The organism is Sphingobacterium sp. FBM7-1 (assembly GCF_020687765.1).
Lineage (GTDB): Bacteria > Bacteroidota > Bacteroidia > Sphingobacteriales > Sphingobacteriaceae > Sphingobacterium.
The window spans coordinates 307,962-333,388 of sequence record NZ_JAJEWJ010000002.1; the positions used below are offsets into that span (position 1 = coordinate 307,962).

Annotated in this window: 10 protein-coding genes; all 10 read left to right on the plus strand. The window is 45.0% G+C overall.

All coding sequences use genetic code 11. The annotated features are described in order from the left end of the window. The first annotated feature begins 166 nt into the window (after nucleotides 1–166). Nucleotides 167–4,552, plus strand: coding sequence for a two-component regulator propeller domain-containing protein (locus tag LKO28_RS05730; protein WP_227693749.1), 4,386 nt, complete (start codon nucleotides 167–169; stop codon nucleotides 4,550–4,552). Between the two features lie 255 nt (nucleotides 4,553–4,807). Continuing rightward, nucleotides 4,808–6,208, plus strand: coding sequence for a polysaccharide lyase family 1 protein (locus tag LKO28_RS05735; RefSeq protein WP_227693750.1), 1,401 nt, complete (start codon nucleotides 4,808–4,810; stop codon nucleotides 6,206–6,208). A gap of 54 nt (nucleotides 6,209–6,262) precedes the next feature. Next, entirely contained in the window at nucleotides 6,263–8,461 is a 2,199-nt protein-coding gene (locus LKO28_RS05740) for a fasciclin domain-containing protein (RefSeq protein ID WP_227693751.1), read from the plus strand. 38 nt (nucleotides 8,462–8,499) lie between these two features. Continuing rightward, nucleotides 8,500–11,751: a SusC/RagA family TonB-linked outer membrane protein gene (locus LKO28_RS05745; RefSeq protein WP_227693752.1), complete on the plus strand. Its 3,252-nt coding sequence runs from the start codon at nucleotides 8,500–8,502 to the stop codon at nucleotides 11,749–11,751. Nucleotides 11,752–11,761: 10 nt separating this feature from the next. After that, nucleotides 11,762–13,225 carry a RagB/SusD family nutrient uptake outer membrane protein gene (locus tag LKO28_RS05750; protein ID WP_227693753.1) on the plus strand — a complete coding sequence of 488 codons (1,464 nt, stop codon included), beginning with the start codon at nucleotides 11,762–11,764 and terminating at the stop codon, nucleotides 13,223–13,225. Nucleotides 13,226–13,232: 7 nt separating this feature from the next. After that, a complete protein-coding gene (locus tag LKO28_RS05755) occupies nucleotides 13,233–14,849 on the plus strand; it encodes a fasciclin domain-containing protein (protein WP_227693754.1) in 1,617 nt (538 codons plus the stop codon). A 16-nt stretch (nucleotides 14,850–14,865) separates the two neighbouring features. Continuing rightward, the gene (locus LKO28_RS05760; RefSeq protein ID WP_227693755.1) at nucleotides 14,866–16,434 is read left to right on the plus strand and encodes a fasciclin domain-containing protein; all 1,569 of its coding nucleotides are present in this window, start codon (nucleotides 14,866–14,868) and stop codon (nucleotides 16,432–16,434) included. After that, nucleotides 16,434–19,559, plus strand: coding sequence for a SusC/RagA family TonB-linked outer membrane protein (locus LKO28_RS05765; RefSeq protein ID WP_227693756.1), 3,126 nt, complete (start codon nucleotides 16,434–16,436; stop codon nucleotides 19,557–19,559). Before LKO28_RS05760 ends, LKO28_RS05765 begins: the two co-directional genes overlap by 1 nt. Nucleotides 19,560–19,573: 14 nt before the next feature. Continuing rightward, complete coding sequence (locus LKO28_RS05770) at nucleotides 19,574–21,199, plus strand: RagB/SusD family nutrient uptake outer membrane protein (protein ID WP_227693757.1); 1,626 nt, start codon at nucleotides 19,574–19,576, stop codon at nucleotides 21,197–21,199. Between the two features lie 988 nt (nucleotides 21,200–22,187). Further along, nucleotides 22,188–25,427 (plus strand): SusC/RagA family TonB-linked outer membrane protein, encoded by a 3,240-nt coding sequence (locus tag LKO28_RS05775; protein ID WP_227693758.1) that lies wholly within the window; start codon nucleotides 22,188–22,190, stop codon nucleotides 25,425–25,427.

Genomic DNA, 25,427 nt, shown 5'->3' on the forward strand with positions numbered 1-25,427 from the left:
TTCATAGTAAGTAGATTGATTTATAACCCTACAGGCTGCACAGAAATGTGCAGCCTGTTTTTGTTAGGTATCTCCGAGCAGGATAGCACATGATGGGTAGTGTCGGGTAATGATTTATATTTAGAAATTGTAAACCACGATGACAACAGCATTGGAGCCGATATAAATGACTGCAAAAATTAAAAGAGCTTGGGGAGCAGTGATATTGATACTGTTTATCCATGTGTTTTATATGTCGGGAACAGCGCGTGAGCCTCGATTTAAACGCTATTCGACCGAAAATGGACTATCTCACGATGGTGTTTCCTGTATTTTAGAAGATAGGGAGGGTTTTATATGGTTCGGAACATGGGATGGCCTAAATCGGTATGACGGCAATAAATTTGTTGTGTATAAATCTAGGCCCGGAGACCAGTCCACCTTAAAAAACAATAAAATAAGGGACATCATTGAAGACCAACAAGGATATTTATGGATAAAAACATACGATAAGAAAGTATATCGATTTGACAAGCGTAAAGAAGAGTTTCTGCCCATTACAAAAACAGATAAAGGCGGAAGCTTGGAGCATGCTTTTATTTCCGATATAATTCCCCTGTCGAATGGAGACGTGTGGTTAACGACCGAAGACAGTAGCGCGATATGCATTTCGGCGCTGGCTGATGGAAAGGTTCAGGTTGTGAACTATAGTATGGAAACGGCCTATCTGGGAAGTAACGTTAATTTCATACACGAAGACTCAACGCACCGGGTCTGGTTTGGTACGAAACGCGGTTTAATCTGTTTAGCTAAAAACAAGGAAGGATACGTCCCAGCTCCCTACCTAAAATCGCAAAGTCACGTTTACAGTCCCGCATATAACTTTACGGGCCTGGCAAGCGACACGACAGGCAATATCTTCTTTTCGACTGCACAAGGCATTCTAGTGTCGTATGACTCCAAATTAGAGGTGTTTTTACAAACACGGATCGGAGAAGAAGAGATTACGGACATGTTGGTTTCCCGGAAAGGTAGCGTCTATTTAACGATGCCCGGTCAGGGGTTGAAAATTTATGACCCCAAAAATACAACGCTACAGCAAAAAAATGGTCAAGCAACCTACTTAACGATGTATGAAGACCAGATAGGTAATATTTGGTTAGAGCCGGAAAAAGATGGCGCAGTTTTATATAGCCCAGCCGCGGACAAATTCCGTGTCTTCGTACATAAAAAAGAACATAATTTACCCTTTCTGGCACGAGAAGGGTTTATAAACGACCGGAGTTTTAAAATAGTCGAGGATATTAAGGGAACAGTATGGGTTAGTTTAAAAGGGGGCGGCTTTGGTTCTTACGAAAAAAATACAAATAACATAGCCTATTTCTATAATGATCCCGATGATGCGAATAGATTGTTTTCCAACAATGTTGTTGCGGTATATTCAGATAAAAAAGGCGTATTGTGGTTCTGCACCAGAAATGGAGGCGTAAATAAAGCTACCTTTTTTTCTGATAACTTCCGACATACGCGCTTAGTGGATGCTGCTCCAGATCGCTTCGATAATGAAATACGCGCTTTATTACAGGATTCCGACGGTAAGATATGGATAACGAATAAGCGAGGCGAAGTGTATTTTCATAAGGATGGCGATGTTAGAGTTTTCACAAGTAAACAGGTGCCCGGCAGTATCTATTGTATCACAGAGGATCGGCATAAAAACATCTGGATGGGCACCAAAGGTTACGGATTGATTAAGCTCGAGCCGGAAAACGAACAGCGAACAAAATATAAGATTGTTCGATATGAGCACGACCCCGAGGACCTAACAAGTCTGAGTAGCAATCAAATCTATAATATTACCGAGGATTACAAAGGGAGATTATGGATATGTACGTTTCAGAAAGGTCCCAATCTCTTGGTCGAAAAAGAGGGGCATATTCATTTCAAAAACATCAATAATTCTTTTAAACATTATCCCAAGCGTGCTTTTCAGGTCATACGACATGCTATGGAGGGGCCGGATAAGAAAATATGGCTAGGAACTACGGATGGTCTACTGCGTTTTGATCCCGATGAAGATCCCGACAACATGACCTTTATACCCACCGTGAAGATATCGGGAGATAAAAGCAGCTTGGGCAACAACGATATTACTTATCTTTTTAAATCGAGCGATGATCAAGTTTGGGTAGGCACTTTTGGGGGAGGTTTGAATAAAGTCCTGAATAAGCCAGGTCAATTTCATGAGGAACTCCGGTTTAAAGCATTTACCAAAGAGCAGGGCTTGCCCAATGATATCATATTAAGTATCATTGAAGATAATCAGCAAAACCTATGGATGGCAACGGAGAATGGTATTGCAGTAATGGATATCGCTACAGCAGATCTTCGAAACTACAACACGTACAACGGTCTCCCTAGAATAGGTTTTTCGGAGGCAGCCTGCCTCAAGACAAATAGTGGTGCGATTCTTTTTGGAGGAATAGACGGTTATATATCCTTTAACCCCGATCAGATTGTGAGTGAGAAGTTTCCCGGGAATATGGTTTTCACCGGTAGTCAGTTATACAATGCTGAGATCGACATTAAGGATCCCGACTCACCGTTGAAAATAGCCATTAATTATGCCCAAGAAATCATACTGGAGCATGATCAGGACGTGATTACCATCGAATATACGGTGTTGGATTATCGAGCGCCCGATGATATCTCCTACGCTTATATCCTGGAAGGGTATGACAAAGACTGGCATTTCGTGAAAAACCAAAAAAAAGCCACCTATACGAAAATTCCGCCGGGGCGTTACACCTTTCGGGTAAAAGCGACCAATAATGGACACTTTTCTAACGTGCCGGAAAAAAGTATTGCCATCATCGTAAACAAACCTTGGTGGTTAAGTGGTTGGGCCATATTTTTTTATGTGGTTTTGATTTTTGCAGGGTTGGAGGTTGTAAGACGCATCGCTTTTACGATGATAAGATTGAAACATAAAGTGGCTCTCGAAAAGAAAATAGCGGAGTTGAAAATACAATTTTTTACCAATATTTCCCATGAATTGCGGACACCTTTAACGTTGATTGTTAATCCCTTGCTGAAATTAAAGCAAACCGAGACGTTATCGAAAAAAGGTCTCCGGTACTTGGATGTCGCCAATAAAAACACCAGTCGTATGGTGCGGTTCGTTAACCAATTACTTGACTTCCGTAAGATTCAAGAGCAAAAGGCGGAGCTGCATGTAAAAGAAGTAGAATTGGTGAGTTTTCTAACACAGATGTTAGATAATTTTGCAGACATCGTAGGAGATAAAGATCTATCCGTTGGGCTGAGCGCCGATACCCCCGAAATTCAGGTCTGGTGTGATGAAGAAAAGATGGATATTGTGTTTTTCAATATACTATCCAATGCGGTTAAGTTTTCTCCAGCCGGAGGGCGGGTCGAGATCCGGATCTCGCGGGAAGCCAACCACGTCATGGTGCAAGTATGTGATGAAGGAGACGGCGTCCCGTCAGATCAACTCGAAGTCATTTTTGAACCGTATTATGAAGGCGGAAAAGGACAAGATAAGGCCTTCAAAGGCACGGGGATAGGGTTGGCCTTGTCGAAAGACATTATGAAGTTGCACAAGGGCACCATAGCGGCAAGCATAAATGAAACAAAGGGAATGACTTTCACGATTACGCTTTTAGCAGGTAATACCCATTTCGGGGAGGATAGTTTTGTCCCGAAACATTTCGTGGAGCGTGATAAAAACGAAGAGGTCGTGGCGTCTACCGAAATGTCGCCCGAGGAAATTGAATCGGGAACACAACTTCCGAAATTGCTGTTGGTGGAAGATAACCCAGAGTTAAGACGTTTTATAACAGAAGAATTCCAAACGACCTATACGGTGGCAGAAGCAACCAATGGGCGAGAAGGATATGAGAAAGCACGAGCATGGATGCCAGATATCATTATCTCGGACGTCATGATGCCGGAAACGGACGGTATTCAAATGCTGGAGATGATAAAAGATGATGTAGAAACGAGCCATATTCCATTTGTTTTATTAACCGCAAAATCAGCAGTCGAGGATCAAATAAAGGGCTTATCTTACGGAGCAGATTTTTATATCACTAAGCCCTTTCATATCGATTATGTTAGACATTTGTTAAAGAACCTTTTAAAAAGCCGGCAACAAATGGTTGCCGCTATGGTAGATAAGCAAACGATCCTTAAATTGGAGCCCACGGAAGTGGTTATCACCTCTAAAGACGAAACATTTTTGCGGGAGGTTATTCAAATTGTTGAAACTCAAATGTCAGACACGTCCTTCACGATTGATGTTGCGGTGAGTGCCATGGCCATGGGAAGGACCACTTTCTACAAGAAGCTAAAAAGTCTAACGAACATGTCTCCGGTGGAATTCATTCGGGACATTCGATTAAAAAGAGCTAAACAGTTGCTCGACACTGGTGAATTAACCGTAACAGAAGTCGCTTACAAAGTAGGGTTCAACAGTTCCGGTTATTTTAGTACGTGCTTTAGAGAGATGTACCAAGTTTCTCCTTCAGATTATTTGAAAAAAATGGGATGATTGCTGGTGTATCGTTTCATAATACACCAGCGCTTTAGCAGCAATTTTCGGTTAAGTCATTAAAAAAAAGCGTTTTGTCAATTTTTAGATAGATTTTGTCAATTTTTGAATGTAAAAAAAATGTACTCCCCCTACATTTGACAATGTGTAGTAACACATACATCGTTTTATAGAAAACAGATGTAACCATTAAACGCCAAAACATAAACAATAAAATATGGACTTTTTTAAGTCCATCTTAAACTAACTACTAAGATGAGGAGAGATATAAACCTAATCAGAGGATTATTTGTTGGTGTCTTGTTCACCTTAAGTTCCGTGTTACAGGCGCAATCATTGCTGTCTTTTCCGGGAGCCGAAGGGTTTGGACGTTTCGCAAAAGGAGCGAGAGGATACGGCGAACCGCGCGTTTATGCCGTTACTACGCTTGCGGATGACGGGCCGGGCTCCTTCCGAGATGCAGTAAGTCAGCCGGGACGTTTTGTTATTTTTAAAGTGGATGGGATCATACGTTTAAAAAGCAGTATAACCGTCGCGCCTTACACAACGATAGCGGGACACACTGCCCCAGGAGATGGAATTGTGTTGTACGGTAGGAAAGTTTCCTTTTCGGGCGCTAACGAAACCATAGCGCGTTTTTTGCGCATTCGCTTAGGGACCAACGCCGGGGCGGGAAAAAATGATGACGCATCAGGCATCGCAAATGGTAAGAATATAATCTTGGATCACATGTCGTTTTCATGGGGGCTAGATGAAGTTTTCTCCGTCAGTTGGGATAAGAAGGGAGTAGAACCTGATAGTATAACCCTCCAGAACTGCATTATCGCGCAGGGGCTTCATCGGTATAATCACTCCGCAGGCGGGTTGATGCAAACAGGCGGTAGACTCTCTATATTGAAATCACTTTACATAAGTAATAAGACCCGTAACCCGAAAGTAAAAGGAGCCAACGAGTTTGTAAATAATGTCGTTTACAATTTTGGTAATGCCAATAAAACACAGGATGAACATCAGCTGTCTGCAGACGCATATATTCTTGGTGGCGGTTCAGAGATGGTGTCTAACGCCCTGATATCAAATAACTATTTTATTGGCGGTCCTGCCACCCCCAAGGACAAACAAAGCCCGTTTTCAAGAGGGAATGAAAACTTTAATCTGTATCAAACAGGCAATTATTATGATAACAATCAGAATGGGCAGTTAGACGGGGTTGCTATCCAAGGTAACGCCCAGTGGTATCCCGGGTTGCAGCCTGAAAATTTCAGAACCCGAACCGATTATGCCAATTATCCTTCCATATCTTCCTGGTTGTCGGCAGAAGAACTTGTTCCGTACTTGATCGCGCGGGTGGGTGCAACAAGGCCAAAGCGAGATCAGGTAGATGAGCTCTTGATCCAAGAACTCAAAAGCCTGGGCAAGTCCGGACGTTACGTATACGAGGAAACTGACCTACCATTAAGTAATGGAGGATTAGGCGATATCGCGACAGCGGTAGCACCGACGGACGCGGACCAAGATGGTATCCCTGACGAGTGGGAAGTTCGTTTAGGATTAGATAAAGATAATGCTACCGATGCGCTTCAAAAAAGTACAGATGAACGGTATCAAGGATATTTGAATATAGAAGTTTATTTGCATCAGCTCGCGGCTGACTAAGATATACGAGAATAAGTACAATAATCACTAACAATTTAGTAAACCGATTAATCAATGAGAAAACTGTTATTATACACGTTAAGTGTGTTTGTAGCCTGTTTTGTAGCTTGTTCTAAAAAAGAACTAGTTTCGCATTACGAGCGTCCCGATTGGCTCAAGGGCAATAGTTGGGAAGTGTTGGAGGATAGGGGGCAATTTTCCTTGTTTTTGGAAGGAGCGCAGCGAGCAGGATTTAAAGAAGTCCTCGACGGAAAAACCATTGCAACTGTATTCGCGCCCTCTGATGACGCGTTTCAGCGGTATCTGGCAGAAAACAATTGGTCGTCTATCGCTCAAGTCCCTCAGAAAGAACTAAAAAAGCTAATTGGCTACCATTTGGTCTATTACGCCTATAGCCGAGACATGTTGGTCAACTATCAACCCAATGGTAGCGAAGCAAGAGAGCTCAATATGGCAGGTCTTTACTATAAACACCGTACGCGAAGTTCAGACTCTATAAGCGTTGAATTAGATCCCATTACGGGCAAGCAACAGAAGGTATTCAACAAAGACCGATTCTTACCCGTTTTGTCACAGACCCATTTTCAAACCAAAGGAATTGATGCCGCGAGCAATTATGAATATTTCTTCGGTGCCGGAACATGGCAAGGAGACGGCGGCTTTAACGTAGCCAATGCCCGCGTGGCAGAATATGCCATTCCAACCGATAACGGGTACATCTACATTGTCGACGAAGTTTTGAAACCGTTGAAAACTATACACGCTACCATAGCAGAGTTGCCCGACTATGCAGACTTTTTAACCGTATATGATAGATACCGCACCTTCACCTATGATGAGGAAACAAGTCGAGACTACGCGATGGCGGGCGATTCACTTTATAACGTGTCCCACGGCCTGTTGCCGTCCATTGCATCGGAATGGACCACTTATGGTTTATCTGATGCAGTAGCCTATTTTGACCTAGCTGGTCTAACCTATAGGGGTTTCAATGTGTTTGCGCCTAGTAACCAAGCCTTTCAAAGCTTTTTTAACACCTACCTGTCGGCCCATTACGCCTCCTTAGACCAGGTGGATCTACTACCGCTGTTATTAGTTTTATATAATCACGTATACGAAGGTAATGTGGTGTTCCCGTCTGAAATTGGGAAGAACCCCGATATTAAAACAGCTTTTGGTACCCCCATCATGTTTAATCCAAATAGCGATGTGAAGCAAAAAGCAATCGCTTCGAATGGTGCATTTTATGGTCTGGATAAAGTGCTGGTGCCAGACATGTTCAATAGCGTCACGGGGGCAGCATTCCGGAATCCAGACTACCGGATTTTCATGTATATGCTATTTAGAACGGGCCTAAATCAAACCCTGGCGAGCAAGGACATTGACTTTACCCTTTTCATCCCCAGCAACGAAGTTCTATTAGAAACATTTATTGGAGATAGCCAGCTATTCTGGACCGAGGGACACCCCGATGCGTTCGGCGATGAGAACATTCTCGTCGAGAACTCGGACGGCGTGCTGGTGCCATTGTCCGAAAACCAGATGGCGAACTTTGTTTCAGACCATATCGTTTACGATAGAATAACATCCCTTCAAGGAAAACAAGTGTACCGCACCCGGAACTCTTTTAACTATGTCTATGTAATCGATGGCAAAGTACACTCCACGTCGACCTATAATGGTGTAGAAGATGTTGCCGCAGAATTTATACCAGGTACCTGGTATAACGGAGCGAGCATGGAAACACAGGTCGCGATGACCGGAGAAACACGAACTATCAAATTTACCTTGATCGGTGCAGAATCTTCGGCAAACGTGTTGCATCCATATGCCGAATTTTCCAAACTACTTGCTCGGGCAGGCTTGATGGAAGTAGGGAATTCCCTATCCTTTCTATTCGGAAATCGCTTCTTGCTTTTCGCTCCCGATAACGCGACGGTATTGGCAGGACTGAACGATGGGACCATCCCGACTGAAAAAGCAGCGCTTGCCGATTACTTGAAATCATACTTTGTATCTGTACCCGACAACGCGTTAGGAGATTATCCATTTGCTGGGTTAGGCATACAGGGCACATGGGATACTGCGAAGCGACTCGGGGCCACCCAGTATCGGCAAATCAGTCTGGCCGACCGGGGAAATAAGCTCGAACTAATTGATGCAGATGGAACGATTATTCCCGTTTTGGGGGATTTCCCACAAGTATTCAGTGACGGCGCTGTTTACCGGATAAACAAGTTGTTAAAAAGATAAGCGATTGAATTTTAGGTTTAGCATTTAAATAAAGATAAATGAGGCGATATATATTAACCTTAATAACATGTTTCAGCGTTATCTCCCTCGTCGTAGGACAGTCTTCCCGGGTATTAACCGGGAATATAAAAGGCCAGGGAAATGCAGCGCTACAAGGAGCTTCGATTTTTGTCGAAAACAAAGATAACAGAAATCTACGCGGAGCTTCCACGGATGCTCAAGGGCAGTACAGTGTCGAAGTGCCTGTCGAGAATGATTTGACGATAGTAGTAGCTTGTATAGGCTACATATCACAACGTATTCCTTACACCGGGCAGTCGGAAATCAATGTCACCCTACAAATAGACGACAAGTCGATTGAAGAAGTGGTCGTGACCGGAGCAGGAGATCAGCAGCGCAACGCGATGGGCATTTCTTACCGCAATCAAGTATCTGCAACCGAGAGCATCGATATGAAAGCATTAGAGACCATGCCCTTTGCTTCTATTGAAAGCGGATTGCAAGGTCGCTTAGCGAACGTCGACATCATCTCCAGTGCGGATCCGGGGGCCCGCAGTTCTATCCGTATACGCGGAACCTCATCGCTTAATGGAAATTCCGAACCCTTGATTGTCGTCGACGGCGTACCCTATCCCACAGAGATTTCGACCGATTTCAATTTTTCTACGGCCAACGATGAGGATTTCGGAGCGCTGATTAATATTTCACCGATGGATATCGAGTCAATCGAGGTATTGAAAGATGCCGCTGCAACCGCTATATGGGGTTCCCGTGGCGCTAATGGTGTTCTTCTTTTCACGACGAAAAAAGGCCGTCAGGGTAAAACCCGGTTTGCATTTTCAAGTAAAGTTGATGTTAAACGTGAGGCAGAAACCATCCCTATGCTGGACGGGGGTCAGTACGTGGCGATGATCCAGGACGCGATCTGGAATTCGGTGAACGACCGCGGCTATCAACAGGCCCTTCCCTACTTGTCTTTGTTATACAATACCCAAGAGATTAATTACGATCCATCGTGGGTGTACTTCAAAGAATACAATCAAAATACCAACTGGTTGGACCAGGTTACCCAGGTCGGACACTTTGTCGATAATTCCCTGTCGATCAGTGGAGGAGGAGATAAAGCCACGTACCGCGTTTCGTTAGGGTATCTTAATGATGTTGGAACGACGAAGGGCACCGCGCTAAACCGTTATAACACGTTGGTGAGTGTCAACTACAAGTTCTCCAATAAATTCAATATCAACGCTGATATGTCCTATTCGCTGAGTAACCGGGACAATTTTTGGACGGGTAGAATACAAACGCCGCGAGGCATGGCTATGACTAAGATGCCGAACATGAGCCCCTATTTTATCGACGAATATGGTAATTACACGGACGAGTATTTTACACCGCGGCTCAATTTTCAAGGAAGTTTCATTGGAGATGAAAAAGGAAGTACCTATAATCCCGTGGCGATGGTTAACGAATCCGTTAACAAAACAGCGGGTGAACAGGCCCGCGTCATTTTTAGGGCACAATACCAAGTGTTGCCCGAGTTGCAATATACCGGTACAGTAGGTTTTGACACGCGGTCCACGAAAAACACGAAATACTTACCGCAGTCGGTGACCGGCGTCATCTGGACAGATCCATTTTTCAACCGGGGCACCGATGCGTTAACTGATAACCTGTACATCTCGACAGAGAACAAATTTATATACAACAAAACCTTTCAAGAGAAGCACAGTATCGTAGGTGCCGCTTTAGTACAGACCCGCGAATCCCGAAACTTTAGCTATGCCAGCGAGACTTCTGGAAACGCATCTTCCTCCCTAAGCGATCCTACATCGGGCGGCGCCGTTGCCAAAATGGGATCCGGTAATTCGATGGGGCGGGATATCGGTGTGATATCGAGTTTGCATTACGGTTTCAAGAATAAATATCTCATCAATGGTACCTACCGTTGGGAAGCGAGCACGGCCGTATCCGCACAGCATCGGTGGAAAGGCTTCCCCGCACTCGGCGTTGCGTACCATTTAGGAGAGGAAGAGTTTATTAAAAAGCTCGGTATTGCCGATATGGTCAAGCTTCGTTATAGCTGGGGTAAAACCGGTAACTCACCTAGGGGTAACTATACTTATCTTGGCGTATTCGAACCCATTACCCCTGGTTATGTCGATATGGCGGCGATCCGCCCCGTGTCCATGCAATTGGATAACCTCAAATGGGAGACCGTTACGCAAACAGACTTTGGGGTTGATTTGGCTTTCTTTAAAAACAGGCTCACCATTACGGGGGAACTATACAACCGGGTAACGACCGATCTGCTTCAGAAGGACGTGAAGCTTCCCTCGTCTACCGGCTTTGCAGAGATGAGTTTCTATAATTCCGGAAAGATGGAAAATAAAGGGTGGGAGCTTATCATGAACGTCGAAGCCATTCGTAGCAAAGACTTTGGTCTGAGCTTTAGCCACCTGAATATTTCCAGAAATAGAAATACCGTACTCGAACTACCGGACAATATGGAGTTTGAACGCTACGATTTCGATAACGAAAACTATGCACATAAAATCGTAGAAGGGAATCCCTTAGGCTCGTTCTACGGCTATCGGTACCTTGGCGTATACCAGAACATCGAAGATACCTATGCCCGTGATCTGAATGGCGAAATTATCCGGGATTTAGCCGGAGAAGCAGTATACGCACGCAATGGAGATCGACGGGTTTTTGCCGGTGATGCGAAATATCAGGATATCGACGGCAATGGCGTGATCAATCAATATGACATTGTTTACTTAGGAAATGCTATGCCCCTCTTTACAGCCGGTGGTGGTATCGACGTCCATTACAAAGGATTCCGCTTGAGCACCTTCTTCCACGGGAGGTTTGGGCAAAAGGTGGTGAACAAAGTGCGGATGAGTACAGAAAGCATGCGCGGAACAGGCAATCAGAGCACCGCCGTGTTAGGAAGATGGCGGAATGAAGGGGACGCTAGCATGATTCCGAGAGCGCTGTATGGCGAAGGTTATAATTACCTCGGATCAGATCGTTTTGTGGAAGATGCTTCCTTCCTAAGGCTTAAAATGGTTTCGTTGCGCTATTCGCTTCCTAAACCGCTGATCGAGCGCTTCGGACTCACCCGATTTGACGTATTTGCAACGCTTCAGGATGTTTACACGTGGACCAAATACTCTGGACAGGATCCGGAAGTCTCGCTTTCCAGTGATGTATACATGTTGAGTCAAGATAATGCTAACACACCTCGCCCACGGCGATTTGCGTTGGGAATTAATGTTAACTTTTAATAAAGAGATTATGAAAATATGGTATAGCGTTCTAATGGTCTCGGTACTGTTTCTGAGCAGCTCCTGCCAAAAATGGCTGGAATTGAAACCAGAGAACCAACAGGTGACGGATGACTATTGGGCCAATAAAGAAGAAGCAGAAGCCGTTTTGGGAGCAGCTTACGTCGGGCTACAAAAAGCCGTTCCGGATATCCTCAACTTTGGGGAGGCACGCGGGAACACGTTGAGCTTAGCCGGTTTGGTCGATGTAGATCTTGTGCGATTGAAAGGCTTTTCTATTTTACCGTCCAATAAGCTGGTAAAATGGAGCAACTTTTATCAAATTATCAATTATGCTAACATGGTTATAAAATACGCACCCGACGTGGTGGAACGAGACCCATCCTTTAACCAGGCCGTCATGCAGTCTTATTTGTCGGAAGCGTATTTTCTTCGAGCGTTGAGCTACTTCTATATCGTTCGGACCTTTGGAGATGCCCCCCTCATCCTAGAACCGTATATGAACGATCATGAAGCGTATGAAATAGCAAAATCATCGAAAGCGCAGTTGCTCCTACAGATCGAACACGATTTGACAACAGCATTAACGAACAGCAAAGAAATATGGCCTACCGTATGGGAAACAAAAGGTCGTGCGACCAAATGGGCGATCCACGCGGCGTTGGCCGATGTATACCTATGGATGGAAGAATACGACAAAGCCATTATATCCTGCAATGCTGTGTTGGAGTCGGGACGAGTGGGCCTAATCCAAGGACGCGTAAATACGACAAACAACTGGTTTACTATTTTTAGCGAAGGAAATACCAACGAGGGCATCTTTGAAATACAGTTTGATAATTCGAAAGCCCAAAACAATAAATTGATGGATCTATTCGGAGCTTCCTACAATTGGATTATCTCGAATTATGCGTTGACACTCTTTGCACAAGATGCCGAAGACCTTCGTGGACAGGGTGCATCCTACGCGAATGACCTTAAAATTTGGAAGTATCTCGGCGCAGAAGCGGGAACGGGAATAGCTCGCTCCTTTAGTGATCAGAATTGGATTGTATACCGTATGGCCGACATTTATCTAATGAAAGCAGAAGCTTTGATCATGAAGGGCGAAAGCTTCTACCCAGCCGCCATAGAGCTTATCACGGCGGTGCGTTCCCGCGCGGGCGTATCGAGGCCCCTAGATGCCGGGAATACCGAGCTACAGTTACTGCATGCCCTGCTCGAAGAAAGAGGTAAAGAATTCGTGGCAGAAGGGAAACGCTGGTTTGATCTTTTACGTATCGCGCAGCGGAACGATTACCGGTATAAAGACTATTTTATCGAACAGGTGTTGGCCGGAAATGCGGGTGCTTCCGCACCGGTCATCCGTGCCCAGTTGATGGACGAGAATGCCCATTACCTGCCAATTCACATCGACGAGTTGCGGTACAATAGGCTGTTAGTTCAAAACCCTTATTACGAACATTTAAATTAATCGAAAGATGAAAACAAAAAGACAATATTGGAACTGGGGGCTCCTGATCTTTATGGGTTGGGTGCTGACTTTGGTAAGCTCCTGTAAAGACGCTTTCGAAGAAAATACGTACACCGCTTTTGAAGAAACACCTATCGGACTCTACTTGAAAAATAATGAAGAACAGTACGGTCTTTGGGTAGAAATCCTTCAAAAAGCAGATCTATACAATACATTAAATCTGGATGCGATTTATACCCACTTCGTGCCAACAAATGAGGGGGTGAAAAGGTATTTAGCCGCTTCGGACCTGACCGCTGTTTCAGATATAACCCAAGAAGAGGCCGCTCTTTTAGTCAAATATCATTTAATTGCAGGAGCGGAAGTGGGTTTTGCACAATTTCAAAGTGGTGCGATAAGCCAATTAAACGCGACGGACGATAATCTTTTCGTCGAATTTAGAGACGGCGGAACGGACGCTATCTATTTGAACGGCGTGTCCCGGTTCAATAGCTACGATATCAAAGCAACCAACGGTATTATTCATACCATAGATGATGTGCTCGTGCCGCTGGTCGAGACGATCTACGACCGATTGGAAGAGGAAGAACGGTGGAGTCTGTTTGCTCAGCTGGTCGAACTTACGGGGTATCAGGAAAGGTTGGCAACCGTCTATACCGAGACGACCGATCCACTCGGTAATCCCATTCAACAAAGGTTTAAATATACGGCCTTCGTGGTCAGCAACGAAACCTACACGAAAGAAGGGATAAACGGGCTGCCGGACCTATTGGAGAAACTCGGCGTCGTAGCGGGAACAGATTATACAGACCCATCGAACGGACTAAACAAATACGTCGCTTACCATTTGCTAGCGCAACAGCGTTCGTATAGCGATTTAGGCCAATTCCCCGAAGGCATAACCAAAATGAATCTACAAACGATGGCGCCGAATGAACTACTCAAAGTATCTGAAAGTGGCGTAGGCTTGGTGCTTAATAAGAACGAGGAGACGGGAGAGTCCGTTGCGCTTGTTGAAACCAATATCGCCTGTAAAAACGGAGTCATTCATGAGGTAGACAATTGGATGCCCTTGTTTCTGCCCGAACAGGTGCAGGTAATTTGGGAACTGACCGATTATCCGGACATCGAAGCGAATGTGAGTCAGTATCGCAATAATAACTTAGGTTCACAATATAACAAGACGTTTACCGCCAATGAGCTGACCAACATCACCTGGTCCGCGCGGCCGGAATACAAACAGAATGTGGTCACTTATCGGAATAACAGGCCTTCAGAAGGGAACTGGTATAACCTCCTGAACCACGATCATCTGCGTGCGGAATTGGGTGAGTCGGGCTGGATAGAGTTCAAAGGGCCTACGATCGTAAAAGGGAAGTATAAAGTGTCGTTTGTTTGGCCGAGCCCTAAGCATTCGTCACATACGGGGATTGCGGCATTTATTTTGGATAATGAAATGATCCATGCCCGTCTGGTGATATCGAACTCTCGGCAAGAACGCAATTTAACCCAAGCGATGGGTACCGTAGAATTTACAGAAACGACAGATCATACCTTGCGGATATTATCGTTAGATGGCCGTCTGATTACCATGGACTATCTGCAATTTGATCCGGTAGAATAATTTAAACCTCATTGTTATGAAAAAGATAATTTATGCGGCAGTATGTTTAATGACCATACTTGCTGGTTGCAGCAAAAATTGGGACACCCATTACGGGGAAGAAGAAGGAACCGTATCGCCCCTGAATCTGCTGGACTATTTGAAATCCCAGCCACAGTATTCCGACTTCGTCGCTAAGCTGGAACAGTATGATTTGGCTGAGGAACTGGAGCGCGACCAAAACTTGACCATTTGGGCCGTTTCTAACGAGAAAATGAGCGCACTGGAAGCTTTGGGCGAGGATACGAAGTTTGTCCTCCGCTATCATATCAACAGTTTAATGTATGACAATACCAAGCTTAAGAGTGGGTTGCGCGTGATGACCTTCAACGGCAAGTACTTGTCCATTGACAAGGAGGGAGAGGCTATACGCGTCGGTGATGCAACCGTCGTGAAAGGTAACCAGATCTGTCAGAATGGAGTCGTGCACGAGATCGATCAGCTATTGACGCCCGATTTGAGTATTTACGAATACCTAGCGTCGCTGGGTAATGAGTACTCCATTATCCGGGACACCATACTCGCCATGAACGATACCATTTTCGATCTCGAAAACAGTATTCCGATCGGCGTAGATCCGACGGGTAATACACTTTACGACTCGGTCTACGTCATCACAAATCCGATATTTGAACGCGTTAATATCCGTTCGGAATTTGCGAATGTAACCATGTTTCTACCGAATAATCAAGTGTTAGAAAAGTGCTTTGATAATTTGGGAACGCTTTACGACCAATTTGGAAAAGACTTTTTGTATACGGATTCACTGAAAGCTTATACCTGGATTAAAGAAGCCATATTCTATAACAACGTACTGGATGATGTGACGGAAGCGGATATTACCTCGGCTTTCGGGAGGTTATGGAAACCGAGCGTTCAGAAAGTCGACGCAGATTTTAAACGAATGAGTAACGGACGGATTTATGAAGTGACCCATCTCAAAATTCCGAATAATGTCCATATCGACATGATCAAACAATTGTTTCATTATTGGGAGTTCGTTCCGGACGACGAAAAAGATGCATTATTTAAGCTGAATAATGTTACGAATATCGAGCCGAAAGACGAGGATAAAGTGACGTTCCCTACCATAGGGGTAGAGTTACAGTATCGTGTACTAAGGGTTGAGGGTGATCTGAACGATGACAAACCCGCCTCTATTGAGTATACGCCGATAATGTTAGAGCGAAACGAAGACGGATCGACTGGATATAAGGCAGTCGAAGTACCGCCAGGAGAGTATAACCTGTATATGGGGGTTAAGCACTCGAATCATCCCTTTGTCAACGTATATATCAACGATGCACCCGTCGCGCAGAACCTCAATGTGGAACCTTCGAACCCTTGGCATTACGATCGTTCAACCAATACTGTACCGGGAACCAAATATAATGGTTGGGGCGGATTAGTCGGCCCAGTGATGATCGAAGGAGCAGATGTAACTTCATTTAAAATCAAAGTAGAGTTTGCCGGATTGGGTAAGGGGAATGTAGAACGCTTAGATCTGTACCACTGGGCATTGATCCCGACACAAAATAACTATTAATGAACCGAATATTAGCTGAATATATGACGAATATAATGAAGAGGAGGATGTGGCGCTCGCTATTGATTACAGTTTTAGCCTGTGGAGTGGGACAGGCAGTCGCACAAACGACGATTACGGGAAAGGTCGTGAGCAATTATGACAAGAGCCCAGTGTCGGATGCGGTGGTGACTGTGCTCAATACCACGTCCAATATCCGCACAAAGAAAGATGGATCTTTTACGTTAAAGGACGTAGAGGACGGTGCTACCACCATTCGGGTATGGAGCCCCGGCTATTATGAATCACATGTCGAAATATTAGGACGTACTACCTTCGAGATCACGTTGATCGGTGAAGGTAGAACCAACTACGTCAATGTCGTAGAAGGGACATTTTCCGATAAAAACACCAGTGTGCTGTCCGACAATGACTACCGTGTCGGTGCGGCGGATATCGAACAGGTGCTGACGGGCGAGATGCCGGGGTTACGGGTGTTGAACAAAAGCGGCATGGTCACCGAGGGCGGAATGTTGAACTTTCGAGGCGTACGTTCGTTCGATGCAGAAAACACCCCCTTGATCGTTGTTGATGGAATCCCTTATTTGCCGGATTTAGGGAATTCGCCTATTATAGGCGGGTATTCCCGGGGGATGTTTGCACCATTTGCCTTACAGGATATTAAACATATCCGTTTATTAAAAGGAGCAGAGACTGCACGGTACGGATCCCTAGGCTCCAACGGTGTCCTCTTGCTGGAAACTTCCTCGTCGGACGACCTGGAAACCGTGGTAGAATTTAAAGGTAATTATGGAATTGCCCATAATTACAATACGATTCCGCTATTGGGGGGTAGTGACTATAAAAGCTTATTGGGAACCGTAGGAATGACGCAATACGAAGATATGGGCGACTTACTAACACGGTTTCCTTTCCTCCGCGACGATCCGGATTACTATTATAATTTCCGCTATAACAATGCGACGGATTGGCAAGATGTGATCTACAGGAACGCGTTTGTTACCGATAATCATTTGCGTATTAAGGGCGGTGATGCGGTGGCGAAATACGATCTATCTTTGGGCGTACTGAGCCAACAAGGGACATTGGATCAAACAGCGACTACGCGTTACAGCACCCGTCTGAATTCCAGCATTAACCTGGGCGGTAAGTTCGATTTAAAAGCGATCACGGCACTGACGTACAGTACCTCCAAGATGCAAGAGCAGGGCATCCTACCCGCAACAAGTCCGTTAATGTCGGCACTTTACCGGGCGCCGATTCTAAGTCCCTTTCTAAAGGATGCAGACAATAATATTTTGCCAGAGCTCGATGGTGTCGGTCAGTTTGGGGTTTCCAATCCGCTCGCCCTTTTGCAAACGGGAGATTTTAAGTCGGATATCTACGATGTCTTCGTACAGGCCAACTTGGGTTACCAAGCTACCGATCGCTTTCGACTTAACGCTGTCTTAGGTCTTTTCTCCAATTACACGCGGCAGAACACTTTCATCCCGGGATTATCAAGTGGCACCATCTTGCCATTAGAAAATGGAATAGCGTTGAACACGGCGAGAGCAGGAGCCGGACAAACTTCCAATATTTCTTGGAATGTTTATGGAACGTATCACAAGAACTGGAACCGCGATGAAGCTTACTTTGGCGGTGGGGTACAAGGTCTTTTGACCTCGCAGGAGTATGATGCCGGAAGTGGACGAAATACAAGTTCAGATTTTTACCGAACCCTCAATTATGTGAATAATGCTGGTCGCCTGTTTTGGGGATACAACGAACAGTGGAATTGGATGAACGTGTATGGGTATACCCAGTATAACTGGCGTAGTCTCGCCAAATTAGACGTCAGCCTGAGTGTCGATGGCACCTCTGTATCTGGTGTAAACGCGAATCGTTTTGGTGTTTTTCCTGCGGCCGACTTATCGCTACTACTGTCGAATACGGCACTTTTAAAAGACATCAACAGCATAGATAATTTGGTGTTTAAGATTGGATATGCTAAGACTGGGAATAGCCGTTTTTCGTCGAAGATTGGACAGGCATATTATGGAAGCCAGCTCTACCGGCAGCTAGCGGGAATTGTGGTAGGGAATATCCCGAACCAAGGAATCCGCTGGGAGGACAACGAAAACTGGCAGGCCAATTTGATTTTTTCTGGTATTAATCAACGGCTGAATGTGAATGTAGGCTATTATTTTAACCGGGCAAGTAACCTATTGAATGCCTTCCCGGTCTCTCCGATCGGTGGCATCGACCGGATTTATATGAACGGTGGAGCGATACATAACCAAGGCCTCGAAGTCGACATGAATGTTGCCGTAATCGATAACCGCAACTGGTCGCTTACCTGGCGGGGTAACCTATCCACACTGGATAGCAAAGTAAAAAGGCTAGTCGGCGGTGCGGACATGCTACATCAGCAAGCCGATGGTGTCACGCGTATTAACCGCGTGGGCGAATCCCCCTTCTCTTATTATGGCGCTCGTTTTCTAGGTGTTATTTCCAGCGAGGCGGAGGCAAACGCTTTAGGTCTGCAAGACTACAAAAATCGTTTTTTTGGTGCGGGAGATGCCCGTTTTAACGATACCAATAGCGACGGTGTAATTGACACCGAAGACCAAGAACTGCTTGGCAATAGCTTGCCAAACCTTTTCGGAGGGACCTCACTGGCGATCCGTTACAAAAATATCCACCTGCAAGGGTTGCTCAGTTTCAGCAAAGGAAACCGCATGTACAACGGTTTGCGTCGCGGTTTGGAGCGTATGGACAGTTATGCGAATCAATCTGAGGCGACACTACGCCGCTGGCAAACGGACGGACAACAGACCAACATTCCCCAAGCAGCTTACGGCGATCCGATGGAAAATGCGCGTTTTTCTAGCCGCTGGATAGAAGACGCTTCGTTCCTTCGGATAGAAAATATCACGCTGTCCTATAAATTCGGACAACACCGGCTGAATGTACTTTCTAACTCCGAGTGGTATATCGCAGGTGAAAACCTCTTTACCTGGAGTGATTATCTAGGATTGGATCCCGTGACGGCCTATAGCAATTCGATTAGCTATTTGGGAGCAGACTATGGTAAGATTCCATTGCCACGTACATTTAAATTTGGTGTTAACATTAAGCTGTAATGAAGAATATGAGTATGAGAAGGACTTTTTTCGTATGTGGAATTGCCACGATGGCCCTTACCTTTGGGGGGTGTTCCGATTATTTTGAAGTGGATACGAACGATATTTTATTGGATAAAGATTATGTAAAGGAATCTAATGAACTTTACTCGGGCTATATGGGGGTGGCCTCCAAGATGCAGGCCATCGCGGATCAGACCGTGTTTCTGAGTGATCTGCGTACGGATTTGCTCGAGCCTACGGTAAATGCCCCACAAGATCTTTGGGATCTCTACAATTTTAAAGAAAAGCCAGGCAATAGCTTTGCTAACCCTCGGCCGTATTACGATTTAATCGTTAACGCAAATGCTTACCTGAGTAAGATTATCGCGTACAGAAAAAACAACCCCACCGCCATTGAGGAGGCGCATTATCAAGCTTTGATCTCCGGAACAATACGTTTTAAGGTGTGGACGTATCTGACGCTTGGCAAGCTGTATGGACAAGTAGCGTACTTCGATGATCCAGATCTCAATCTGGACAAGATCGGTGAGATTCCCGTGATCGGGTTCGATGAATTAATTCCACGCTTGATCGCTTTGATGGAAAGCGGTGTGGACGGCGTAAATGGTTTGTATGAAACCAACTGGGGGAATATTCTATATCCGGGTGTGCCGGCCAACGAGCAAGATTTGGTGTGGAATATGATCTGTCCGTCACCTGCACCTCTCCGTATGGAATTATACCTGTGGAACAAAGACTATCAGCGTGTCGTGGATGTTGGTATTCCGTTTATATATGACAACGGCGGCCGGCGTTATAAAGTAGATAACCAAGATTATAACGGCGAATGGATACAGGTCTTTACGCGGGATCCCATTACGAAAACCCGTGTGCTTATCAATATCGTACCGTACGATTTTGAAAGAAACCAAACGAATCGCTTGATCAGCTTTTTTTCCAACCAGGAACCATCGCTCTACTATTTAAAGCCTACGGAAGTAGCCATGCAACGGCATGCGTCCCAGTTACGCTATGACGGGCATACCTTAGGTGACCAATATCGCGGAGAGAATTATACCTATTTTTTCCAGAATGGACAGTGGGTGATCCGGAAGTTCTCCAGAGATCGGGAGAGTGCTTCGGAAATTTATAAAAACAATGTGCATATCGTCATCTATCGCGATTCGGATGTCCATTTTTTCCTGATCGAAGCGTTGAACAACCTCGGGAAATTCAGCCAAGCAGAGGCTCTATTGAACGATGGTATCGAGCAATATGTCATTCGTAATGTAGGAAATCTACAAGCGCCTTTTGATGATGAAGTGATGAACGCTGAATTAAAGCGGAATTGGGGTATCCGCCGTCGAGTCAATCTCGGTCCGGTTTTTCCGCAGGGCTTGTCTAAAGAGGATATTGATACCGAAGCGGAAAAGCTGGAGTATATGGAGGCCTTAGACCGCTTAGTAGCAGAAGAAACCCTGATGGAAAGTGCTGGTGAAGCAAAAGCTTATTTCGCATTGATGCGTATTGCGAAGCGATGGAATGATCCGTCGATCTTGGCCGATATCGTTTCTGCCAAATACCCAGACGGGCAAAAGCAACAGGTTCGCGGGCATCTGATGAACGAACAGAACTGGTTTGTGCAATATCCGTTATGATAAGTCTGCATTTGCTCGCCGCCGTAACTGCCGGGAGGATCTGACTGTCGCGTTGAAAAAAGCGTTAGCACAGGATTTTATCAATAAAACGGTGTTTCAATAACCGTTGACTAGCTTCCCACGAGATTTATAGCCTCGTGGGAAGCTCTTTTTCTAAGGCAAACAATATGCTCTCGCATACCACGAGCCGCACAGCACACGAAAATCCATCATTTTTCTGGCGAAAATATACCCCATTCCGAAAGTTGAATTTAACAGAAAAAACAGCCTCCAATGCCACTTAAACGAAGTTTTTTGCCTTGTTTTTTCGAAATAAGAAAAGTCTTTTTCACTAACAAATAGTTTTAAATCCAGAAATAAAGTTCAAAAGCACTAACCGATGATCTTTATTCACTAACAAATAGTTTTAAATCCAGAAATAAAGTTCAAAAGCACTAACCGATGATCTTTATTCACTAACAAATAGTTTTAAATCTAGAAATAAAGTTCAAAAGCACTAACGGATGATCTTCATTCACTAACAAATGGTTCTTAATCTGGAAATAAGGTTCAAAAGCATTAACCGATGATCTTTATTCACCAACGGATCATTCTCAATCCGGAGATAAAATTCAAAAGCATGAACCGATTACCATCGTCGATGAAGCTGGCAATAGGGCCGAGGGTGTGAGGAATATCGACTGTTTGATGCTGTTCATCTTCTATGGTATAAACGGGAAAAAGCATTTCGAGCATTAGTTCTTACAACGTATAGCCCGTTATTTCGCGACGACTGTCAATTTTTAAACAGATTCCGTCAATTTTTAAAAGTCTAAACCCTTGTGCTATTCTACTTTTGGCAAAGTTGAATAACATCTACCTTCGTTGTTAACAAAAGTTTATAGCGAGCCAGCCGCCTCTAAAATATAATCTTCGAGGAATAACATTTTTTTGCGGGGGGAAGTAGATGTTCAGTTTAAGCGCTAATTAAAATTATATGCCAGTAAAGATGTCAAAATGGAATGCAGTCCGGAATAGTAACTTAAAAAGGTTATTTGTTTTGCTGTTTTGTTGTGTAATGGTGCCCACTGTTTGGGCCCAAGAATTTTCATTGTCAGGCCGCGTTACGGATGCCGCTAACCGAGCGATCAGTGGAGCGAGTGTACAAGTGAAAGGAAAGAATGCGAGCACCCTAACGGGTGAAAGTGGTACCTTCTCGCTATCGCTTAATGTGGGCGATATCTTGCAAGTAAGTTATGTAGGATATACGCCGGAAGAGCTGACCGTAACGAATCAGAATCCCGTTACGATCTTATTGATGGAAGCGAATAACGATCTGGATGAAGTTGTCGTGATCGGCTACGGTACGGCGCGGAAAAGAGACCTCACCGGTGCGGTCGGATCCGTAAAAGGAGACGACATTCGTCAAGTACCGGTGACGACTGCGGCACAGGCATTGACCGGTAAAGTCGCCGGTGTAAATGTCGTGACCCAGAGTGGTGCGCCCGGTGCGGACGTCAATATCACGGTGCGTGGAGGAACGTCTATCACGGGTTCAACAGCGCCACTATATGTGGTTGATGGATTTGTGATGGAAGATGCGTTAATGAAGATCGATGCCAATGACATCGAAAACATTGATATCTTAAAAGATGCCTCGGCAACCGCTATTTATGGCGCACGAGGTGCGAATGGCGTGGTATTGATCACCACGAAATCGGCGAAATCCGGTCGTACGGCGATCGATTATAATGCTTACTTGAGTTTCGAGCGATTGAGTCGGAAACTCGACCTGCTTGGTGTAGAAGATTATGTAAAATACCAATACGAATTCCAGACGCTTTCCGGTAATACATCCAGATTTGCGGATATGTATGGCGGAGATGTAGACGATCCTGGTTTTGCATCGGGTGCATATGCACGCATACACAGTGATTATGGGACGCGCGCAGGTATCGACTGGCAAGACGAAGTATTCGGTGGTAGTGCTTTATTGCAAAATCACAACGTGAATATTTCCGGTGGGAACGAGAAAACCAAATTGATGTTATCGTACAACAATACCAATCAAGATGGTATTTTAGCGAAGTCGGGTTACCGCAGAAATAGTGTGCGTGCGAAGGTGGATCACCAATTATTTAAAGGAGTAAACATAGATTTCAACTCCTTGTTCCAAGATGCCAATCGGCAAGGTGGCGGATCGTTGGGCGGGATGCTCAAGATGTCAGCTTTGCAGCCTGCTACAGGTGGCGTCCGTTTTACCAACGAAGAAATGTTGTATACGGATATTGGCGACGAGATGCAATTACTCGATTCGCAGTACGATATTTCCAATCCCATTATTATGAACGACGCCCGCACCCGCGAGCGAGCTTCCCGTCTAGCGAATGTTAACGTCGGTTTGACCGCTAAATTCTTAAACGATTTTACGTTTCGTACACAAGGATCCTATCAATGGGGACAGACACGGACCAATTTTTGGGACGATGGCCGGACGCGGGACGCACGGAATAACGGCGGGCCGTATGGGGATATCGAGAATGCGGAAGGTTTTGAATGGCAATGGACGAATACCTTATCTTGGATGAAGGATCTAGGAAATCACCATATCAATTTGATGGGAGGGCACGAAATGCGGTACGAGGAGAGCCAGGGGCTTAAACACAAGTATTTCGAATTCCCAGCCAGTAATTTCGGGCTCAAAGATGTCAGCTTAGCCGGACGGACAGAGCGTGGCGAAGCCGAAGCTCGTCGTTATGGTCTGGTATCGGGTTTCTTCCGTGGTATCTACAACTACGATGACCGCTATTTGGTCACGGCAACGGTGCGTGCCGATGGTGTGTCAACCTTTCGTCAAGGCAACAAGTGGGGGGCTTTCCCATCGGCGTCGGCCGCTTGGAATATCCATAACGAGAGTTTTATGGAAGACAATGGCATTTTTGATCAGTTGAAATTGCGTGTCGGCTATGGTACAACCGGGAATGATCGGATCGGAAGTACGCGGTATGCGACTTTGTATGGATCGACCGTTGTTGCGGTAGATAATAAGACGGTGGTGGGCGTCAAGCCGAGCAACACCTTAGGAAATCCGGGCCTAGTTTGGGAAAAGACGCAAACAGCCAATGTTGGACTAGATATCGCCTTGTTAAATAATCGGGTAAACCTGACCGCTGATTTTTACAACAATGAGTCAAAAAATCTATTGTTAGAAGCGGATATTCCAACCTCAACAGGTTATAGTAAACAATACCAAAATATTGCTACGTTACGGAATAGAGGAGTCGAGTTTTCCTTGAATACGTTAAATATCCGTAAGGAGAATTTCCAATGGCGATCGGCCTTCAATATGACGTTCAACCGCTCCAAAGTAGGGCAACTCTTCGGAAGTGCGGGTAATGACTACATGATCACCAATTACGAGTCTCGGATCAATTTTTATACCAGCGTAGGTGGCCCGATCAGTACGTTCTACGGCTATAAGTATGATGGCGTCTATACCACTGATGATTTCGTGCAGAACGGGGATAGCTATACGTTGAAAGATGGTGTGGCTTCGCTAAAAGGTAAAAACCGTTCTTCCGTGAAGCCGGGTGATGTGAAATACCTTCCTGTGGCTGGCCAAACCGACGCGGATGGCAATCCGGTATGGTCTGCGGACGACCGTACGGAACTGGGAAGCCCAGAACCTAAGTTTTTCGGAGGCTTTAATAACGAATTTATTTATAAAGGTTTCGATCTTAGTGTGTTCTTGAACTTTGCCTACGGCAATAAGGTGTTTAACATGAATAGCCAGCGTTTTATGGGTCCCTATTTGCCTAACCAAAACTCGCTTGGCTACATGGCGGATCGCTTTACTTTAATCGATCCGAATACAGGATTGGAGACAAATGATTTGAATCGATTGGCAGAACTAAATCCGAACCAACAGGCGTCTGATCAGATATGGAGCTTAAATGCAAGCAACAACATCGCCATATCCGATCCACTGGATTATTATTTGGAAGATGCTTCCTTTTTACGGATAAACAACATCACCTTCGGATACACCCTGCCGGGAGAAGTTTCCAAAAAGGCATTTATCCAGCGGTTGCGGTTTTATGTTACCTTAAACAATATCCATACGTTTACAAATTATTCCGGATTTGATCCGGAGGTTTCGGCGAGTGCAGAAATCCTCACGCGCGGGGTAGACAACTCGGCTTACCCACGGGTAAAAAGCTTTGTAACCGGAATTAACTTAACGTTCTAA